This is a genomic window from Zobellia sp. 1_MG-2023 (assembly GCF_030549125.1).
Lineage (GTDB): Bacteria > Bacteroidota > Bacteroidia > Flavobacteriales > Flavobacteriaceae > Zobellia > Zobellia russellii.
This window is the reverse complement of record NZ_JAUOSY010000001.1, coordinates 474,581-493,230: the sequence shown is the minus strand read 5'-3', so window position 1 is coordinate 493,230 and position 18,650 is coordinate 474,581. Positions and strand designations below refer to the sequence as shown.

Genomic DNA, 18,650 nt, shown 5'->3' with positions numbered 1-18,650 from the left:
TATGGTGTTAGTTAAAACGGTCCTAGAAGCATTTGGTGTCATAAGTCTATGGCTTATAGGGTATTTTGATGTATTTTTGCCCGCTTAAAATCCCAATGTCGTGAAGAAGTATTTGAATTTGTTCGATTTTAAACAAAAGGTAGATTACAAAACCGAGATTCTTTCCGGTCTTACCGTTGCCTTGGCCTTGGTTCCTGAAGCTATTGCATTTGCCCTTATTCCGGGTTTTTCTCCACTTACAGGATTATATGCGGCATTTATTCTTTGTTTGGTAACCTCTATTTTTGGAGGTAGGCCTGGCATGATTTCCGGTGCTACGGGGGCAGTTGCCGTTATTTTTGTGGGATTGATTCTAGAATTAAAACGCAATTTTCCGGGAATTGAACCGGAAACCATATTGAATTACGTCTTTGCCACCGTAATTATTGCTGGTGTGCTACAGATTTTGGCCGGTGTGCTAAGATTGGGTAAATTCATCCGTTTGGTACCACACCCGGTAATGTTCGGTTTTGTAAATGGGTTGGCCATAATTATTTTTATGGCGCAGTTTCCTAATTTCTATCAGAAGGGAACGGGAGAATTGTTATCCGGTTCGCCTATGTACATAATGCTGGGGCTTACTTTGCTCACTATGTTGATTATTTGGGGCTTTCCTAAATTAACAAAGACTATTCCTTCTTCATTATTGGCCATTGTTGTGGTTTCGGCCATAGTTATTGGTTTTGGGGTAGATACGTTAACCGTTGCAGATACTATGGGGCCGGGAGAATCCATCAAAGGTGGTTTTCCACCATTATCCATTCCACAATTGCCAATGACGTTACAGACGCTTGGGATTATCTTTCCTTATGCCGCTATTGTTGCGGGTGTAGGGCTCATAGAAAGTTTGTTGACCTTGAATATTATAGACGAGATTACGGATACCCGTGGTAGCGGTAATAAAGAATGTGTAGCTCAAGGTACTGCCAATATCCTATCCGGATTTTTATCAGGAATGGGTGGTTGTGCTATGATTGGACAAAGTTTGATTAATACCTCTTCAGGGGCACGGGCAAGATTATCCGGTATTACTGCGGCTGTTATGCTTTTGGTGTTCATTATGTTCGGTTCTGGTCTTATTGAACAATTACCTATGGCCGCTCTGGTTGGGTTAATGTTTATGGTAGCCATAGGAACATTTGAATGGGCCAGCTTCAAGACTTTTGGTAAAATGCCAAAATCCGATGTAATTGTTATGGTTTTGGTGACCTTGATTACAGCCATAACCCACAATTTGGCTGTTGCGGTATTGTTAGGTGTTATAATTTCTGCACTGGCTTATTCTTGGGAAAATGCGAAACGAATTCGAGCAAGGAAATATATTGATGATAATGGTGTAAAGCACTACGAAATATACGGACCGTTATTTTTTGGTTCTACTACACTGTTTGCAGAGAAGTTTGATATTCAGAACGATCCCAATGAGGTAATCATTGACTTTAAAGAGAGCCGTGTTGCCGATATGTCCGGTATAGAAGCCTTGAACAAAATTACGGAGCGCTATGCCAAAGCCGGTAAAAAAATTCACTTGCGCCACTTAAGTAAGGACAGCTTTGGCCTCTTAAAGAATGCTAAGGACATTATAGATGTTAATGTGCTTGAAGACCCTACGTACAAGATAGCGGTAGACAAGACAAAGGCTTAGTATATTTTTGGCACGGTAAACTTGCTTTTACTCGCCACCATAAAGCTTATAGACTTCCGATCCGGCACTTAAAAATGCCCCGGTTCCGTAAACTTCGGTTTTATCGGGCCAGGCCTTTCCGGGTGCTGCTCCAATGGGTTGTACGTAACCTAACATGCCGTCTTTGGTTATATGGCTTACCATGGCGTTCCAGCCTTTTTTAACTGCCGGCTCATAGGTTTCTTTGTCCAGAATACCATTGTTAATGCCCCACGCAATACCATATACATAAAAAGATGAACCACTGGTTTCTGGGGTAGGATAGAATTCTTGGCCGAGCAGACTCATGGCCCAATGGCCTTTGGGTGTCTGGATGGTAATAAGTTTTTCGGCCATTTTTTTATAGATGTTCAAGAAATACATGTATTCTTCACTGTTTGGCTCAAGTTCGTTCATGATATTGACGAGTCCAGCAAATACCCAGCCATTTCCCCTGGACCAAAATACCTTAGTGCCGTTATCTAACTTATCAAAATACCTTTCGTCACGATAATATAGGTTCTCTTCTTTGTCAAACAGAAAATCAGTTGAAGCCTTAAATTCTGCCATCATGAAATCCAGATATTTTTTCTCGCCTGTAATTTTATACAATTTGGCCCAGACCGGGGGAGACATAAAAAGGGCATCGCACCAATTCCAGCGGTCTTGATGATACGGAGTATCCCAGTTTAGGGCACTTTTGGAAGGATGGAACATTAAGAAGTTAAATTGCTCTTTGGTGGGAGCAATCATTTTTTCGTCTTTATATTTTCTAAATAAATCTACGTACATCTGGCCAACAGCATGGTCATCTGCATGGTATTTTCTTTTGTATAGTTGCCATTCGTTTGTTTCACCAATATTCCTTAGCCAAGAATAATAGCGGTCATCCTCTGCCATCGCTGCCCATTTTACCATACCTACGTAAAGTGCTGCATTGGTCCAATCTAGAGGGCGGTGGGGTTTTTTATGTCCACTGTACAACCCTTCAAAATTGGCAATTTGCCAATCGGCAACGCGCTGCATATTTTCCTTTACTTTCTTTGGCTTTATTTTTTGAGCGGTTATCGTGTTCGTACACGAAAAAATGGTGATGACGATAAAAAAATGACGTAACGTTTTCAATGTAAAGTGTTTTTAAGTTGATTGAGAGCTACTAATATATTCAAAAAAAATATGCCGTTACCCTAAAATATTAGGATAACGGCATAGGAATATAAAATTTTAGCTCTTAAAGTGTTCGCAGGTATTCTGCAACCGCTCTTGTGTCTTCTTCAGAAAGATTCTGATTTAGCATAATAGCGTTGTTGTATTCTTTAAGAAGGGCTTGTGCAATTGGATCCTCTTTCAACATTTTATCTGGGTTTGCAATCATGTTCATAACCCATGATGGACTTCTTCTTTCATAAACACCTTTTAATGCAGGGCCAATTAAACGTTTGTCTACCATATGACAGGCCGTACATACCGCTTTGAACTTTGCCTCACCGGCCGCAGCCATTTCAGCATCAATATCAGCATCAAAAGAAATGTCCTTGTATGGGCCTACTCCTTGGTTATCCATATCAACAGGAACGCCTTCAGACTTGGCTTCTACCGCTTTAGTTTCTGTTTTGGTTCTGTTCATTTCAAAACCGCCCTTTTTTTCTTCCTTTTTCTCTTCGCCACAGCTGGCAAGCAGGGCACCAAGTGCCAATACGCTTAATAATTTTTTCATCTTGTGCTTTATTTCAATATTCGAGCCGAGTTAAGGGCTTTTTGTTCGCGATGCTAATATAACGATTCACTAAAATTAAACCATGACTTGCACAAATTTAATTGCTGTTTTTTCTGAGTAATAGATGTTTGATGGCGCTACAAACCCCACGTGACCACCAAAATTGGGCGTCTTTAAATAAAGGTTTGGATTGTTTTCCGCTTCGGTGTACGGGTAGCATTCATCGCCCAAAAAAGAATCGTTTTTAGCATTGATGATCAAAGCGGGAATTTTAATATGGGGCAAAAATTGCCTGCAACTACATTTTGTGTAATAGTCAATGGCATTTTTAAAACCATGAGCCCGGCTGGTGTAGATATCATCAAAATCTTTTAGGGTTTTAATGGCGCGCACATCGTTTTTTGAAATTTTATCCGGAAACAAATCTACTTTGTGCCATAATTTTTGAACCAAGTGTTTTTTAAAACGCTTGGAGTACAGGTAGTTTTTTGTGGACATGAGTTCTTTTAAGGAACTATGAAGGTTGCAGGGCACGGAAACACCTATTACCGCCTTTATTTCCTTTGGGAGCGTGCGGTCCTCACCGGCATATTTCATAGCCATATTCCCACCTAAACTTACCCCTTTTATATAGATATGATCATACTTTTGTTTCTTCAGAATATATTGAACAACCGCATCTAAATCTTCGGTAGCGCCGGAATGGTAGGAACGAAAAAGGCGATTGGTCTCACCGCTACAACCCCTAAAATTAACGGCGCAAGCATCAATACCCGCCGTATTAAATGTTTTTGCGCTTCCCGTAATGTACGGCCGTTGCGCGTTGCCTTCCAAGCCATGTAAAAGTATAACCACACTTTTAGAAGGAGTTTTGGAGTAACTCCAGTCTACATCAATAAAATCGCCATCTGCAAGTTCTAAACGTTCCCGCTGCTGTTCCAATCCTTCTATTCGTCTAAACAATCCCGAATAGACGGTAGATAGATGTCCATTCTTAAAAAGTAATGTGGGATTATAATCGGAGCGGAGTAGTGGCATTTAATTATTCATTTTTTATTTCGACACGAATTTCCCCAATCAACTTTCTTACTTCGGATATTTTTCCAAAATCATAATCTGCTGCTGTATGGCCGATTTAAATTCGGTTTTTAGATCAGCAATTAATTCGGCAACGGGTAGCACATTCTCAATTGAAGCAGACCCCTGGCCTGCAGACCAAATGGTTTTCCATGCTTTTGCCTCGGTATTGAGCTCTTTTCCAAAATCTATTTTTGTGTCTTTTTTAAGGTCTTCCTCGGTTATTCCAGCAGCTTTTAGACTTGCTCCCAAGAAATTGGCATGAACGCCCGAAATGGATGCAGTATATACCACATCGTTTGCACCTGCATCAATAATCATTTTTTTGTATTCCGGTGTGGCTTTGCTTTCTTCGGTATTTATAAAGCGTGTGCCCATGTAGGCCAAATCTGCCCCCATTTGTAATGCAGAAGCAATATCGCGCCCTGTACTGATGCATCCGGAAAGAATTATGGTCTTGTGGAAGAACTTCTTTATTTCCGCCACCAAAGTCATAGGGTTTACCGTACCTGCATGGCCTCCGGCTCCAGCGGCAACAAGTATCAATCCGTCTACTCCAGCTTCTTGGGCCTTTTCGGCATGACGTTTTTTTATGATATCGTGAAAGACGAGTCCGCCATAACTGTGAATGGCATCTACAACCATAGACACGGCCCCTAAAGAGGTAATTACAATAGGCACTTTGTGTTTTATGCAGAGCTTAACATCTGCTTCAAGTCTTGGGTTGGTAGGGTGAACTATAAGGTTTACGCCAAAAGGTGCGGGTTTTTTACCGGTCTCTTTTTCAAAGGCGTCCAATTCTGTTTTGATTTCTATGAGCCATTCTTCAAAACCTTCACTTGTACGTTGGTTCAATGCCGGAAAAGTTCCAACAATACCGTTTTTACAACATTCAATAACCAGCTTGGGGCCAGATATTAAAAACATAGGGGCAGCAATGGCGGGTAATGCCAATTCGTTTATAAAAGAAGGTTTTGCGCTCATATCATTGGTTTTAGAAAGAATTGAAATTAGCTAAAAAAAATTAAGGATATATATTCCTCTGTTTTTCAAAACTATGGTATTTTTGTTATTCTTATGCATGCATAATAAAATAATTCGTAAAAATATGTACCTAAAAGACTTTGAAATACGCTGGAGCGATGTTGATGCAAACCGCCATTTGGCCAATTCTGCCTATTTGAATTTTATGAGTCACGTTCGAATGACTTATTTAACCGAAATTGGTTTTGGTCATAAAGCATTGCTGGAGAAAGAGATAGGGCCGGTGGTTTTTTACGAGCATATGTATTATTTTAAAGAGGCCTTTCCCGGTAGGCCCGTAAAGGTTTCTATGGAAATTATGGGGATGAGCGAAGACGGACAGTTTTTTGAATTCCATCATAATTTTTATGATTATAAAGGTCGAAATTTTGCGCATTGCGAGATGATGGGTGCTTGGATGGATTTAAAGACCAGAAAACTCACTGGTTTACCAAACGATCTCATGCAAAAATTTAGTGATGTTGAAAAGGGCGAAGGCTTTAGAATCCTTACCAAAGAAGATACTAGAAAGTTCGCTAGGGCTCCAAAGGATCTGGTTTAGGCTTTTTGCTTGCTAAATATACTCCCAAAAACACTAGGCAACCGGCTATTATCTTAAGTGTAGTAAGTTTGTCCTGACCCGTGGCAACCGCAAAGAGAATGCCTATTAAGGGCTGAATATAAACGAACGCACTTAATGTAGAAGCTTTAAGTTGGGTTAATGCGAATATGTTGAACAGGTACGTGCAAAATGTAGTTCCCAGGACAACAAAAGCAATTTTCCATAGGGCCTCAAACGGCAGATTGGGCCAGTCTATGTCTATAAGCTCCTGGTAGCCAAAAGGGAGACATATGAATATACCAAGCGTAAATAACCATTTCATAAAGGTAAACGGATGGTATTTTGCTATCAGGGTTTTTGCTCCAATAAGGTAAGACCCATAAAATACCGAGTTCATAAAAATCAGAAAATTCCCTAACGGTATGTTAGGTGCATCCTGTCTAACTTCGCTACCAAAGAAAATAAGGCCCAAGGCACCTAAAAGACCAATAAGAATGCCCACCATTTTTTTGGGAATGATTTTTTCTTTGATTAGAACAGCGGAGAGCAATACCACAATAATTGGTGTGGTGGTTATTAAAACAGCACTGTTAATAGGTGTGGACAAGTCCAGTCCTTTAAAAAAAACGAGCATGTTAAAGCCCATACCCAAGAGTGCACAAATGAACATTCTAGGGTAGTCTTTTTTTTCTATTTTCTCCTTTGGACCAAAAACGGAAACACTCCAGAATAGTATTGAGGCTCCTATAACACGCAACATAATAAAGCCAAAAGGTTGTACGTGGTTGGGCATTACACCTTTGGCAATGGTATGGTTTAAGGCATAGATAATGGTTGCACCAATTGCGGCTAATATGGCAAGGGTACGTTTGCTCACTTGTGTAGGGCATTTTTTGCCGCTTCCACTACTTTTTTGCTGTTGCCTACAAAGATTTGATCATCAATTAGAATTACAGGTCGCTTGAGGAACGTATAGTGCTCTAGAATCAAATTTTTCAATTCATTTTCCGAAGGCTGTTTTTCATGTAGCCCCATTTGTCTGTACAGACGGGCTCTTTTACTGAAAAGTGCCTCGTAGCTTCCGGCAAGTTTTTGCATCTCTTCTACTTGCTCGGCGGTCATGGCTTCCGTTTTAATGTCCTGAAGTACAACCCCGTCTAGAGGTTCCAATTCCTTAAGGATGCGTTTGCAGGTATCACAGGTGCTGAGGTAGTAAATCTTTTTCATCTTTCTTAACATAAAATCACTTTGCAAAGAAACCCAATTCAGTTCAATTGTACTATTTTTAACGTCCACTTTAAAATAAGAATGCTTTGGAAAAACTCTTTGATGTTATTTTACAGAATAGAAAACGCTTGTATATTATATTGACCGAAACTCCAAGGGAACAATTGCTGGAAATTCCAGAGGGTTTTAATAACAATATCTGGTGGAATATTGCCCATACCGTGATTACTACCCAAGTTTTAGTGTATAAATTCAGTAATCTTCAAATGCGGGTTTCGGATGAACTTGTTCAAAAGTTCATGAAAGGAACAAAACCAGATGGAACGGCAACTGAGGAGGAAATAATGATAATTGGAGATTTTCTAATATCTACCTTGGAATGGATTATAGAGGATTATGAAGCTGGTCTTTTTCAGGAGTATAATGAGTATACTACCAGTGCAGGAGTAACATTGGCATCTGCTGAGGATGCGCTAACCTTTAACCTGTATCATGAAGGATTGCATATGGGAGCCATTATTGCCCTGCTTAAAGTAGTAGGAAAATAAGGATTAGGACTTGCTTTTGGCCAAGTAGGGCTTGGCATCCGCAAATGATAGGGTCAGAACGATCGGGCCATCTGCATATGAGGCAACCTCATAAGGGTTGTAAAGTAGCTTTATACCCTCCTCGGTAAATCCAATATTTTCGGGGAGGTAAAACATATCTCTTTCAAACATAAAGCCTGTGCTGTTAATAGGGCCATCTAGAGGTATGTGTTCCTGGTTCCTAAATTTTTCCTCGGCAAATTTTTCAAAATCCTCACGGTCTTTAAAAATCTCCCAATTTTCAAGCTCTTTCCCTTTGTTTTTGTCAAAATTCAGAAAATGTTGTGAGCTATAACCATGAGCTCCCCCGGTAAAAATATAAGAGTTGAGTTCAACGGTCAGAAAATCGGCGTCTTCATATGAAACGCTACCTTCTATTTTTGCTTCCCAACTTGTAGCTTCTTCCGGATACAGTTTTTTAAGTTCCCAGTACCCGTTACTAAAGGACTCTACGGCATCTTTAATAGTAGTGGCCTCTAATTCGTCATCATAGTTTAGGGTTTCTATGATTTCTTCATTAATAGCGTTGTTAATGTTGGTAGCTATTTTGGAGTTTTCGATTGCTTTTGGAATGTTGATTTCCACACTCGGACATTCGGAACAACGTGTCTCATCAAGTTTTAAGGTTTCAAACGTTAGTTTGTTCTCATTTTGACATCCAACAAGGGCTAAAAATAAAATGATATAGGTAACTTGGGTTCTCATAAAGGAATTTCATTGGGGTAAGCGGAAAAAATCTGGATTATCCTACATCAAAGATAACGATACATTTGAACCAATAATTATAAAAAATGGGTGAAAAAACGTTAAAATTCAATAGTAAAACAATTCATGGAGGGCAAGAGCCAGATGCGGCTTACGGTGCGGTCATGCCTCCTATATATCAGACCTCTACTTATGCGCAGACCACCCCCGGTGGGCATAAGGGGTATGAATACTCTAGAAGTGCCAATCCAACACGTACCGCTTTGGAAAATTCGTTGGCCAGTATTGAGAACGGAACATACGGCTTGGCCTTTGCCAGTGGCCTTGCCGCTATGGATGCGGTCATTAAACTGCTTAGTCCCGGTGATGAGGTGGTTTCAACCAACGATTTGTATGGCGGTAGTTACCGATTGTTCAAAAAGGTTTTTGAGAAGTATGGAATCAAATTCAATTTTGTGGGTATGCAAGATACCAACGCTATTGAGTCAGCAATTACTAGTAACACCAAACTTATTTGGGTAGAGACCCCTACGAACCCGATGATGAATGTTATTGACATTAAAGGGGTAGGTCTGTTGGCTAAAAAGCATGGTGTTCTTTTAGCCGTAGACAATACGTTTGCCACTCCCTATCTCCAAACACCTTTGGATTTAGGGGCGGATATTGTAATGCACTCTGCAACTAAATACTTGGGTGGTCATAGTGATGTGGTTGCTGGTGCTTTGGTCGTCAAGGATAAAAAAATAGCAGATGAACTTTATTTTATTCAAAATGCGAGCGGTGCTGTTTGTGGTCCTATGGATAGTTTTCTGGTGTTAAGGGGAATAAAGACCTTGCATGTACGTATGCAACGGCATTGCGAGAACGGTGCTGCCATTGCCAATTATCTGGCTGGCCATTCAAAAATAGAGAAAGTGTACTGGCCTGGTTTTGATAGCCACCCCAACCATGAAATCGCTAAGAGCCAAATGACCGGTTTTGGGGGTATGATTTCTTTTGTTACCAAGGGTAGTAATTATGAAGATGCTATTAAGATCGTGGAAAAGTTGAAGGTGTTTACACTGGCGGAATCCCTAGGAGGTGTAGAGAGCCTAGCGGGGCATCCGGCTAGTATGACACATGCCAGTATCCCAAAAGAGGAACGAGAAAAAAGTGGAGTGGTAGATGCTTTGATCAGGTTAAGCGTAGGAATTGAAGATATAGATGATTTGATAGCCGACTTGGAACAGGCGATAAGCTAGTTTTTAGTGTATTTTTAAAAAAAGGGTAGGTTAGTTATATAAATAACATAATTTTGCCGTTATAATCAAAATTCAACAAAATACTCGTTATGGACGCAAAGATTAAAGACTTCATGGATGAGGTCAAAACAAGAAACGGGCATGAACCCGAGTTCATTCAAGCGGTGCAGGAAGTTGCCGAAACGGTAATTCCATATATCGCCAAACATAAAATATATAACGGCAAAAATATTTTACTTCGCATGGTGGAGCCCGAGAGGTTAGTCTCGTTTAGAGTGGCTTGGGTAGATGATGAAGGAGAGATTCACGTTAACAGAGGGTACCGAATTCAAATGAATTCCGCTATTGGACCGTATAAAGGAGGCTTGCGGTTTCATCCATCGGTTAATGCAAGTATCCTTAAATTTCTTGCTTTTGAACAGGTTTTCAAAAATAGTTTGACCACCTTGCCTATGGGCGGTGGAAAAGGTGGGTCCGATTTTGATCCAAAAGGAAAGTCAGATGATGAGGTAATGCGTTTTTGTCATGCCTTTATGTTGGAACTTTGTCGCCATATAGGTCCAAATACAGATGTACCTGCCGGTGATATTGGTGTGGGTGCCCGCGAAATAGGCTTCTTGTTTGGTATGTACAAGAAAATAAGGAACGAGTTTACGGGAGTACTAACAGGAAAAGGTCTTTCTTGGGGTGGTTCAAAAATTCGTCCGGAAGCAACAGGATACGGAACGGTATATTTTGCGCAGAGTATGCTTAAAACCAAAAATGAAAGTTTTGAGGGTAAAACCGTGGTTATTTCAGGCTCCGGTAATGTGGCACAATACGCTGCGGAAAAGGTAATTCAGTTAGGAGGCAAAATAGTTACATTGTCCGATTCTGGTGGATATATTTATGACGCAGAAGGAATTGATGCAGAGAAACTTGCCTTTGTCATGGAGCTTAAGAACGAAAAGCGAGGTAGAATTTTGGAATATACTGAAAAGTATAAAAGTGCTGAATACCATAAAGGAAAGACGCCATGGGACGTAAAATGTGATATAGCCTTACCATGTGCCACTCAAAATGAACTATTGGCTGCGGATGCCAAGACGTTGATAGATAACGGTTGTATGTGTGTTGCCGAAGGAGCCAATATGCCTTGCGATACGGATGCTGTGCATACGTTTCATGATGCCAAAATTCTTTTTGCTCCAGGTAAAGCCTCCAATGCTGGTGGTGTTGCTACATCAGGTCTTGAAATGTCTCAAAATTCATTACGTATAAGTTGGACAAGGGAAGAAGTAGACGAAAGGCTTAAAGATATTATGGAAGATATTCATGATTCCTGTATAGCGTACGGGAAAGAAGAAGACGGCTATTGCAACTACGTAAAAGGAGCTAATATTGCCGGTTTTGTTAAAGTGGCCGATGCTATGTTGGCACAAGGTGTGATTTAGAGAATAGTATTATATAAATAAGAAAAGACCTGTAATTCTAAATGTTACAGGTCTTTTTATTTTTGCCCTTCAGCGCAATTCTTACATCATATTTTTTAAAGTTATCTTTGTGCAAAGCCATCCATGTAAATGCAGGTAACTACCAAAGCCATAGTTCTTACATCCATTAAATATGGAGATACTAGTTTAATTGTAAAGGCATTTACGGAATCTGGGGGTGTTAAATCTTACCTCCTTAGGGGAGTTTTGGCCTCTAAAAAAGGAAAATTAAAAACAGCTTATTTTCAACCGTTAACGCAATTGGAGATAGTGGCCAGTCATAAGAATAAAGGGGCTTTAGAGAGTATTCGCGAAGCAAAGGTCAATTATCCGTACCAGACCTTACATTCCGATATTTCAAAAAATGCCATGACTTTATTTCTGGCCGAAATGTTGGCGAACAGCATTCACGAAGAGGAGGCCAATGAGGCACTTTTTGAATTTATAGAGGCTTCATTGCAGTGGCTGGACAACCAGAGCGGAATTTCTAATTTTCATATATATTTTTTAATTCGGTTAACACGCTATTTGGGCTTTCACCCGGATACGAACGAGATAGAATTAAGCTATTTTGACTTACTGGAAGGCGAGTTTACGGATACGCCTTCATTGAATCCTATTTTAAACGGAGATAATCTTACCTATTTTAAAACCTTCTTGGGCATAAATTTTGATGAGATACATCATATCAAAATGAATAAAAGCAACCGTCAAGAACTTTTGCAATCGTTAGTGCTGTTCTATGAGTTGCATTTACAGGGGTTTAGGAAACCAAAATCCCTTGCCATCCTTAACGAAGTATTTAACTAGTATGAACAAAGTTCTGTTTTTACTTATTTTTTTGTGTATCCAAACCGTACTTGCGCAACAGGTTACAGTTTTGGATGTAGATACGCGAGAGCCCATAGTAAATGTGGCCATTTACAATTATGACCACTCTAAAACGGCACTCACGGATTTTGATGGTAAGGTGGATCTATCCGTTTTTAAGGCTGAAGAACGTATTACTTTTCGCCATCTTAGTTATCAAATAAGAAAGAGCACAAGAGCCCAGATTAGCCGACACGGAGGGTATTTGTTTTTGGAGATGAAGGCCGAAGAGCTTGATGAGGTGGTCATGTCCGTTTCTAAATGGGAGCAGCAAAAAAAGGACATACCCAACAAAATTGCCATTATAGATACTAAGGATATCGCTTTTGCAAGTCCGCAAACTTCGGCAGACCTATTGCAGAATAGCGGTAAGGTGTTCGTTCAGAAAAGTCAGCTGGGTGGCGGTAGTCCCATGATCAGGGGGTTTGCAACCAACCGTTTGCTCTTGTCCGTAGACGGGGTGCGTATGAACAATGCCATTTTTAGGGGAGGTAACCTTCAGAATGTTATTTCTATAGATCCCTATTCAGTAAAAAATACAGAAATCATTTTTGGCCCTGGTTCCGTTATTTATGGTAGTGATGCTATTGGAGGGGTTATGAATTTTTATACTAAAAAAGCGGAGTTCTCAAATTCGGATAGTCTTTCGTTTTCGGGAAATGCCAGTTATCGCTTCGCTTCGGCCAACCTGGAAAATACGTTTCATGTAGATGTTAATCTGGGGAAAAAGAAATGGGCTTTTTTAACAAGTGCTTCTTACAACAGTTTTGATAATTTAAAAATGGGTTCCCATGGTCCTGATTCTTATCTGAGAAGAGAATATGTGACTACCATAAACGGAGCTGATGTGCTTATGCCTAACAAAACTGTAAAGGAACAGAACCCAACGGGCTATAATCAGTTTAGCCTAATGCAGAAAGTAGCCTATAAACCAAGTCATACGTGGCAATATGATTTAGGTCTGCATTATTCGGAGACTTCGGATTACGCCAGATACGATCGTTTGATCCGGCCCAATAGCGCGGGAGACGGACTTCGTTCTGCGGAATGGTATTATGGTCCTCAAAAATGGTTCATGGGCAACTTGCAGATGAACAAAAGAGGAAAAGGTATTTTTTACGATGGATTAAAGATTACCACGGCCTATCAGCATTTTGAGGAAAGTAGAAATGACAGGGGTTTTCAAGATGTTATACGCTATAGTACGGAAGAAAAAGTAGATGCCCTTTCCACTAATATCGACTTTGAAAATAAAAAAATTGGTAACCTTCGCCTGTACTATGGAGGTGAATATATATTTAATAAGGTAGGTTCCTTGGGTAGTCAAGAAAATATAGAGACCAATGAAATTTTGGCATCTGCATCAAGATATCCAGATGGTTCAACTTGGCAAACCTTAGCAGGTTATGTTCATGGGGAATACAAGGCCAAGCCCAATTTGACGGTACTGTCCGGTTTGCGTTACAGTCATGTGTGGATTAATGCCGTATTTAACAAGACCTATTACCCATTTCCTTTTGATGATGCCAATCTTAATAATGGGGCGCTTACGGGTAGTTTGGGTTTTAGTTGGTTTCCTAAGGCAGATTTGCAGGTGACTTTTAATGGTTCTACCGGTTTTAGGGCACCCAATATAGATGATGTGGGTAAAATTTTTGATTCGGAGCCGGGAGCTGTGGTCGTTCCTAATCCAGACTTGGAGCCTGAGTATGCTTATAATGTAGAGCTGGGTGTGCAGAAGAATTTTAATGATAAAGTAGTATTTAAAAGCACTGCGTTTTATACCTATTTGGTAGATGCTTTGGTACGCCGTGATTACCTTTTCAATGGAGAAGAAGAAATTATATACAATGGTGAGATGAGTAGTGTGCAGGCTATACAGAATGCAGCTAAGGCCTTTGTCTACGGTTTTGAGTTTGGTGTAGAAGCCTTTCTTACGGATAATATTTCCGTGGTGTCCAATTTAACCATTACCGAGGGTGTCGAAGAAGAGGATGATGGTACAGAATCTCCCGGTAGGCACGTTTCTCCCACCTTTGGAGATTTACATTTGATTTATAAAAACCAAAGACTAAAGACGGATTTGTTCATGAATTATAATGGCGAGATTCCTTTTTATGATTTGGCCGCTTCCGAGCGCAGTAAAGCGTATATCTATGCTTCCGACTCGGAAGGAAATCCGTATTCTCCTTCTTGGTATACTTTAAATTTTCGTTCGCAATATAAAATTTCAAGCGCTTTTGAAGTTTCCTTGAATCTTCAAAACTTTACGGATCAGCGTTACCGTTCCTATTCTTCAGGAATATCCGCACCGGGTATTAATTTAATTATGGGCTTGGCGTACCAGCTTTAGTTTCTCTCTGGGGGGTTAAAAATGAAAAATCCCGGCCATTGGCCGGGATCTCTCTGTTGTAAGAAATAATAAAATTGTAAACTAGTTTACAGCAGCTTTAGCTTTATCAACTGCACTGTTAGCAGCGTTTTTTGCATCGTCACCAGCTTTGTTGGCAGCATCTGTTGCTTTATCTGCAGCTTCACCGGCTTTAGCTTTAACATCGCTAGCCGCTTCGTTAGCTTTAGCCTTAATATCATCGCCAGCTTCTTCAGCTTTAGCTTTTAAATCGTTAGCGGCATCTTCGGCACCAGCTTTGATTTCTTCACCAGCTTCTTCAGCTTTTTCCATAGCTTCGTTACCGGCTTCTTTAGCTTTATCCATGGCATCAGATCCCATTTCTTTAGCGTCTTCACCAGCCTGCTCCATAGCAGCACCAGCTTCGTCCGTAGCACTCTTTGCTTTATCCGCAGCTTCTCTACAAGAAACAAAAGAGATACTCAAGGCAAGCATTAAAACGGAACCTAAAATTACTTTTTTCATGATTTTGTGTTTAAAGTTTTGTTTAATTGTTTTTGTGATATACGTATGAAACGGCTTTTTGGACGCTATATTTTAACATTTTCTTACAAGCTTGTTGATTTTACTGTATCTCAATTCTTTCAAATCGACTTAATTCGACTAAAAATCCTTAATTTTGCAGCCTTAAATTAATGCAGTAGAGCCACTTATTATGAAGTTTGCGGAATATAAAGGATTGGACTTGCCCAAAGTAGCCGAGGATATACTTGATTACTGGAAGCAAAACCAAATATTTGAGAAAAGTGTTTCCTCTAAAGAGGGTAAACCTAGTTATGTATTTTACGAGGGTCCACCATCGGCAAACGGTATGCCAGGTATACACCACGTTATGGCACGTACCATTAAGGATATTTTTCCTAGGTACAAGACCATGAAGGGTTTTCAGGTAAAAAGAAAAGCAGGTTGGGATACCCACGGACTACCTATTGAGTTGGGTGTTGAGAAAGAGTTGGGCATTACCAAAGAGGATATTGGAAAGAAAATTTCTGTTGAGGAATATAATGCAGCCTGTAAAAAAGCGGTTATGCGCTATACGGATGTTTGGAACCGTATGACGGAGCAAGTAGGGTACTGGGTAGATATGAACGACCCGTACATTACTTACAAGCCAAAATATATGGAGTCTGTTTGGTGGTTGTTGAAACAGATTTATGATAAAGGTTTAATTTATAAAGGATATACGATTCAGCCATACTCGCCAAAAGCGGGTACTGGTCTAAGTTCTCATGAATTGAACCAGCCGGGAACATATCAAGATGTTACGGATACAACGGTAGTGGCACAGTTTAAGGCTGTAGATGAATCTTTGCCGGACTTTCTTAAGAATGAGGGTGATATTTATTTCTTGGCGTGGACGACCACACCATGGACACTTCCTTCTAACACGGCATTGACGGTAGGGCCAAAGATTGAGTATGTGCTGGTAGAAACCTACAATCAGTATACGTTTAAACCAATGAATGTAGTGCTTGCCAAAAATTTGGTAAGCAAACAGTTTTCAGGAAAATTCAAACAAGTTGAAACCAAGCCGGAATTGTTGGAATATACGTCCGGTGATAAGAAAATTCCTTTTTACGTAGTAAAGGAGTTTGTTGGTAAAGATTTGGTGGGTATAAAATATGAGCAATTGTTGGCATATGCCCAGCCGTACCAAAATCCTGAAAATGCATTTCGTGTAATTTCAGGAGATTTCGTTACTATAGAAGATGGTACCGGTATAGTGCATACGGCACCCACTTTTGGTGCGGACGATGCCTTGGTGGCCAAACAGGCATCGCCGGAAATACCACCACTATTGGTATTGGATGAAAATAACAACCCGGTTCCTTTAGTGGATTTGCAAGGAAAGTTCCGCCCTGAAATGAAAGAATTTGGCGGTAAATACGTCAAGAACGAATATTATGATGCCGGTGAGGCACCGGAAAGGTCAATAGACGTAGAGCTGGCCATTAAACTTAAAGAAGAGAACAAGGCTTTTAAAGTAGAAAAGTATGTACACAGCTACCCTAATTGCTGGCGTACGGATAAGCCTATCCTATATTACCCATTAGATTCCTGGTTCATAAAGATCAGTGATGTTAAAGATCGTATGTTCGCGCTTAACCAGACTATCAACTGGAAACCAAAATCTACTGGCGAAGGCCGTTTTGGTAACTGGTTGGCCAATGCCAATGACTGGAACCTATCGCGATCTAGGTATTGGGGTATTCCGCTTCCTATTTGGAGAACGGAAGATGGTAAGGAAGAAATAATCATAGGTTCGGTTGCCGAGTTAAAGGCGGAAATGGCAAAAGCCGTGGCTTCCGGAGTAATGGAGAAAGATATTTTTGATGATTTTGTTGTGGGTGACCTATCCGAAGAAAATTATGATAAAATAGACCTGCACAAGAATATTGTAGATGATATTATTTTGGTTTCCGCTTCGGGTAAACCCATGAAGCGTGAGAGTGACCTTATTGATGTTTGGTTTGATAGTGGTTCTATGCCGTACGCACAATGGCACTACCCATTTGAAAACAAAGAATTGATTGATGAGGGCAAGACCTACCCGGCCGATTTTATCGCAGAAGGTGTGGATCAGACCAGAGGTTGGTTCTATACCTTGCATGCTATTGCTACTATGGTTTTTGATTCCGTAGCGTATAAAAACGTGGTTTCCAACGGACTGGTACTTGATAAGGAAGGAAAGAAAATGTCCAAACGTTTGGGCAATGCGGTAGACCCTTTTGATACCATGAACGAGCATGGGGCAGATGCCACGCGTTGGTACATGATTTCCAATGCCAACCCATGGGATAATCTAAAATTTGACACTGAAGGTATTGTTGAGGTGAAGCGAAAATTCTTCGGGACACTTTATAATACATACTCTTTCTTTTGTCTATATGCCAACATAGATGCTTTTGACTATTCAGAAGAAGAGATTCCGCTAAATGAAAGACCGGAAATTGATAGGTGGATTTTATCTGAACTTCATTCGTTGATCAAAACGGTTGACGAAGCTTACGCAGATTATGAGTCTACAAAGGCAACACGTGCAATTTCAGACTATGTACAAGAAAATCTAAGTAACTGGTATGTGCGTTTGTGCAGAAGACGTTTCTGGAAAGGTAGCTATGAGAAAGATAAAATATCGGCCTACCAAACATTGTATACCTGTCTAGAAACCGTAGCCAAATTATCGGCGCCGGTTGCTCCGTTCTTTATGGATAGACTTTATAAAGATTTAACGAATACAACGCATAGGGAGGATTTTGAAAGTGTACATTTATCCGAGTTTCCAAAGTATGATGAGGCAATAGTAGATAAGGATTTGGAAAGTAAGATGGAGAAAGCTCAGACCATTTCGTCTTTGGTACTTTCTATTCGTCAGAAAGAAAAGATAAAAGTGCGTCAGCCATTGCAAAAAGTCATGATACCTATCTTGGATGATAAGCAGAAGCATGAAATAGAAGCGGTAGCTGATCTTATCAAGTCCGAGGTAAACGTTAAAGAGATAGAGTTACTTGATGATGCTTCTGGAATTTTGGTGAAACAGATCAAGCCCAATTTTAAGGTTTTAGGCCCTAAATTTGGAAAGGATATGAAAAAAATAGCTCAGGCTGTTGCCAAGTTGAACCAAGATGATATCCAAAAAATTGAGCAAGATGGCGAAATTTCGCTTGACATTGACGATAAAATTATTACATTACAGCTGCAAGATGTAGAGATAGCCTCGCAAGATATTGAAGGTTGGTTGGTAGCAAGTTCAGGCCCTATTACAGTGGCTCTGGATGTTACCATAAACGAAGGTCTTAGGGAAGAGGGTATTGCTAGAGAGCTTGTAAACCGAATTCAGAATATAAGAAAAGATTCCGGTTTTGAAGTAACGGATAGAATTGATATTAAAATTCTTAAAGACGGTTTTGTAGAAAAGGCGGTGTCCAATAACTTAAGCTATATTAAAGCTGAAACGTTAACGGCCGAACTTGTTTTTGAGGAAAAATTGGATAGAGGAACCGAGGTTTCTTTTGATGAGGTGAATACTAAATTATTTATTGAAAAACATTAATAG

16 protein-coding genes are annotated in these 18,650 nt (G+C 40.1%); 8 read left to right on the top strand and 8 right to left on the bottom strand.

Features of this window, described 5'->3' with window-relative positions; genetic code table 11:
- Window positions 1–100: 100 nt before the first annotated feature.
- Window positions 101–1,684, top strand: coding sequence for a SulP family inorganic anion transporter (locus Q4597_RS01965; protein WP_303404556.1), 1,584 nt, complete (start codon window positions 101–103; stop codon window positions 1,682–1,684).
- 27 nt (window positions 1,685–1,711) lie between these two features.
- On the opposite strand, the gene Q4597_RS01960 is transcribed toward Q4597_RS01965, so the two are convergent.
- The 4 genes from Q4597_RS01960 to Q4597_RS01945 form a co-directional block, all read right to left on the bottom strand.
- Window positions 1,712–2,827 (bottom strand): glycoside hydrolase family 105 protein, encoded by a 1,116-nt coding sequence (locus tag Q4597_RS01960; protein WP_303404555.1) that lies wholly within the window; start codon window positions 2,825–2,827, stop codon window positions 1,712–1,714.
- Window positions 2,828–2,933: 106 nt separating this feature from the next.
- Window positions 2,934–3,419: a cytochrome c family protein gene (locus Q4597_RS01955; protein ID WP_215437278.1), complete on the bottom strand. Its 486-nt coding sequence runs from the start codon at window positions 3,417–3,419 to the stop codon at window positions 2,934–2,936.
- Window positions 3,420–3,494: 75 nt separating this feature from the next.
- Window positions 3,495–4,457, bottom strand: coding sequence for a YheT family hydrolase (locus Q4597_RS01950; protein WP_303404554.1), 963 nt, complete (start codon window positions 4,455–4,457; stop codon window positions 3,495–3,497).
- 48 nt (window positions 4,458–4,505) lie between these two features.
- Window positions 4,506–5,480: a nitronate monooxygenase family protein gene (locus tag Q4597_RS01945; protein ID WP_215437282.1), complete on the bottom strand. Its 975-nt coding sequence runs from the start codon at window positions 5,478–5,480 to the stop codon at window positions 4,506–4,508.
- A gap of 124 nt (window positions 5,481–5,604) precedes the next feature.
- Here Q4597_RS01945 and Q4597_RS01940 point away from each other — a divergent pair, with 124 nt between their 5' ends.
- Window positions 5,605–6,081 carry a thioesterase family protein gene (locus Q4597_RS01940; protein WP_215437285.1) on the top strand — a complete coding sequence of 159 codons (477 nt, stop codon included), beginning with the start codon at window positions 5,605–5,607 and terminating at the stop codon, window positions 6,079–6,081.
- On the opposite strand, the gene Q4597_RS01935 is transcribed toward Q4597_RS01940, so the two are convergent.
- A complete protein-coding gene (locus tag Q4597_RS01935) occupies window positions 6,056–6,958 on the bottom strand; it encodes a DMT family transporter (protein WP_215437287.1) in 903 nt (300 codons plus the stop codon). The genes Q4597_RS01940 and Q4597_RS01935 overlap by 26 nt on opposite strands.
- Window positions 6,955–7,308: an arsenate reductase family protein gene (locus tag Q4597_RS01930; RefSeq protein WP_303404553.1), complete on the bottom strand. Its 354-nt coding sequence runs from the start codon at window positions 7,306–7,308 to the stop codon at window positions 6,955–6,957. Before Q4597_RS01930 ends, Q4597_RS01935 begins: the two co-directional genes overlap by 4 nt.
- Before the next feature lie 86 nt (window positions 7,309–7,394).
- On the opposite strand from Q4597_RS01930, the gene Q4597_RS01925 reads away from it, so the two are divergent.
- On the top strand, window positions 7,395–7,856 hold the full coding sequence (locus Q4597_RS01925) for a DinB family protein (protein ID WP_303404552.1): 462 nt from the start codon (window positions 7,395–7,397) through the stop codon (window positions 7,854–7,856).
- Window positions 7,857–7,859: 3 nt separating this feature from the next.
- Here the strand turns inward: Q4597_RS01925 and Q4597_RS01920 are convergent, their stop codons facing one another.
- A complete protein-coding gene (locus Q4597_RS01920) occupies window positions 7,860–8,600 on the bottom strand; it encodes a DUF3298 and DUF4163 domain-containing protein (protein ID WP_215913637.1) in 741 nt (246 codons plus the stop codon).
- Window positions 8,601–8,686: 86 nt separating this feature from the next.
- Between Q4597_RS01920 and Q4597_RS01915 the strand changes: the two genes are divergently transcribed.
- The 4 genes from Q4597_RS01915 (at window position 8,687) to Q4597_RS01900 (ending at window position 14,536) form a co-directional block, all read left to right on the top strand.
- Complete coding sequence (locus tag Q4597_RS01915; RefSeq protein ID WP_215913638.1) at window positions 8,687–9,841, top strand: cystathionine gamma-synthase; 1,155 nt, start codon at window positions 8,687–8,689, stop codon at window positions 9,839–9,841.
- 89 nt (window positions 9,842–9,930) lie between these two features.
- Window positions 9,931–11,274 (top strand): NADP-specific glutamate dehydrogenase, encoded by a 1,344-nt coding sequence (gene gdhA, locus Q4597_RS01910; RefSeq protein ID WP_303404551.1) that lies wholly within the window; start codon window positions 9,931–9,933, stop codon window positions 11,272–11,274.
- 129 nt (window positions 11,275–11,403) lie between these two features.
- Window positions 11,404–12,123, top strand: a complete 720-nt coding sequence (recO, locus tag Q4597_RS01905; RefSeq protein WP_303404550.1) for a DNA repair protein RecO — start codon at window positions 11,404–11,406, stop codon at window positions 12,121–12,123.
- Between the two features lies 1 nt (window position 12,124).
- The gene (locus tag Q4597_RS01900) at window positions 12,125–14,536 is read left to right on the top strand and encodes a TonB-dependent siderophore receptor (protein ID WP_303404549.1); all 2,412 of its coding nucleotides are present in this window, start codon (window positions 12,125–12,127) and stop codon (window positions 14,534–14,536) included.
- An 81-nt stretch (window positions 14,537–14,617) separates the two neighbouring features.
- On the opposite strand, the gene Q4597_RS01895 is transcribed toward Q4597_RS01900, so the two are convergent.
- Window positions 14,618–15,058 (bottom strand): hypothetical protein, encoded by a 441-nt coding sequence (locus tag Q4597_RS01895; protein WP_215913642.1) that lies wholly within the window; start codon window positions 15,056–15,058, stop codon window positions 14,618–14,620.
- Between the two features lie 190 nt (window positions 15,059–15,248).
- Between Q4597_RS01895 and ileS the strand changes: the two genes are divergently transcribed.
- Entirely contained in the window at window positions 15,249–18,647 is a 3,399-nt protein-coding gene (ileS, locus tag Q4597_RS01890) for an isoleucine--tRNA ligase (RefSeq protein WP_303404548.1), read from the top strand.
- Window positions 18,648–18,650 lie beyond the last annotated feature (3 nt).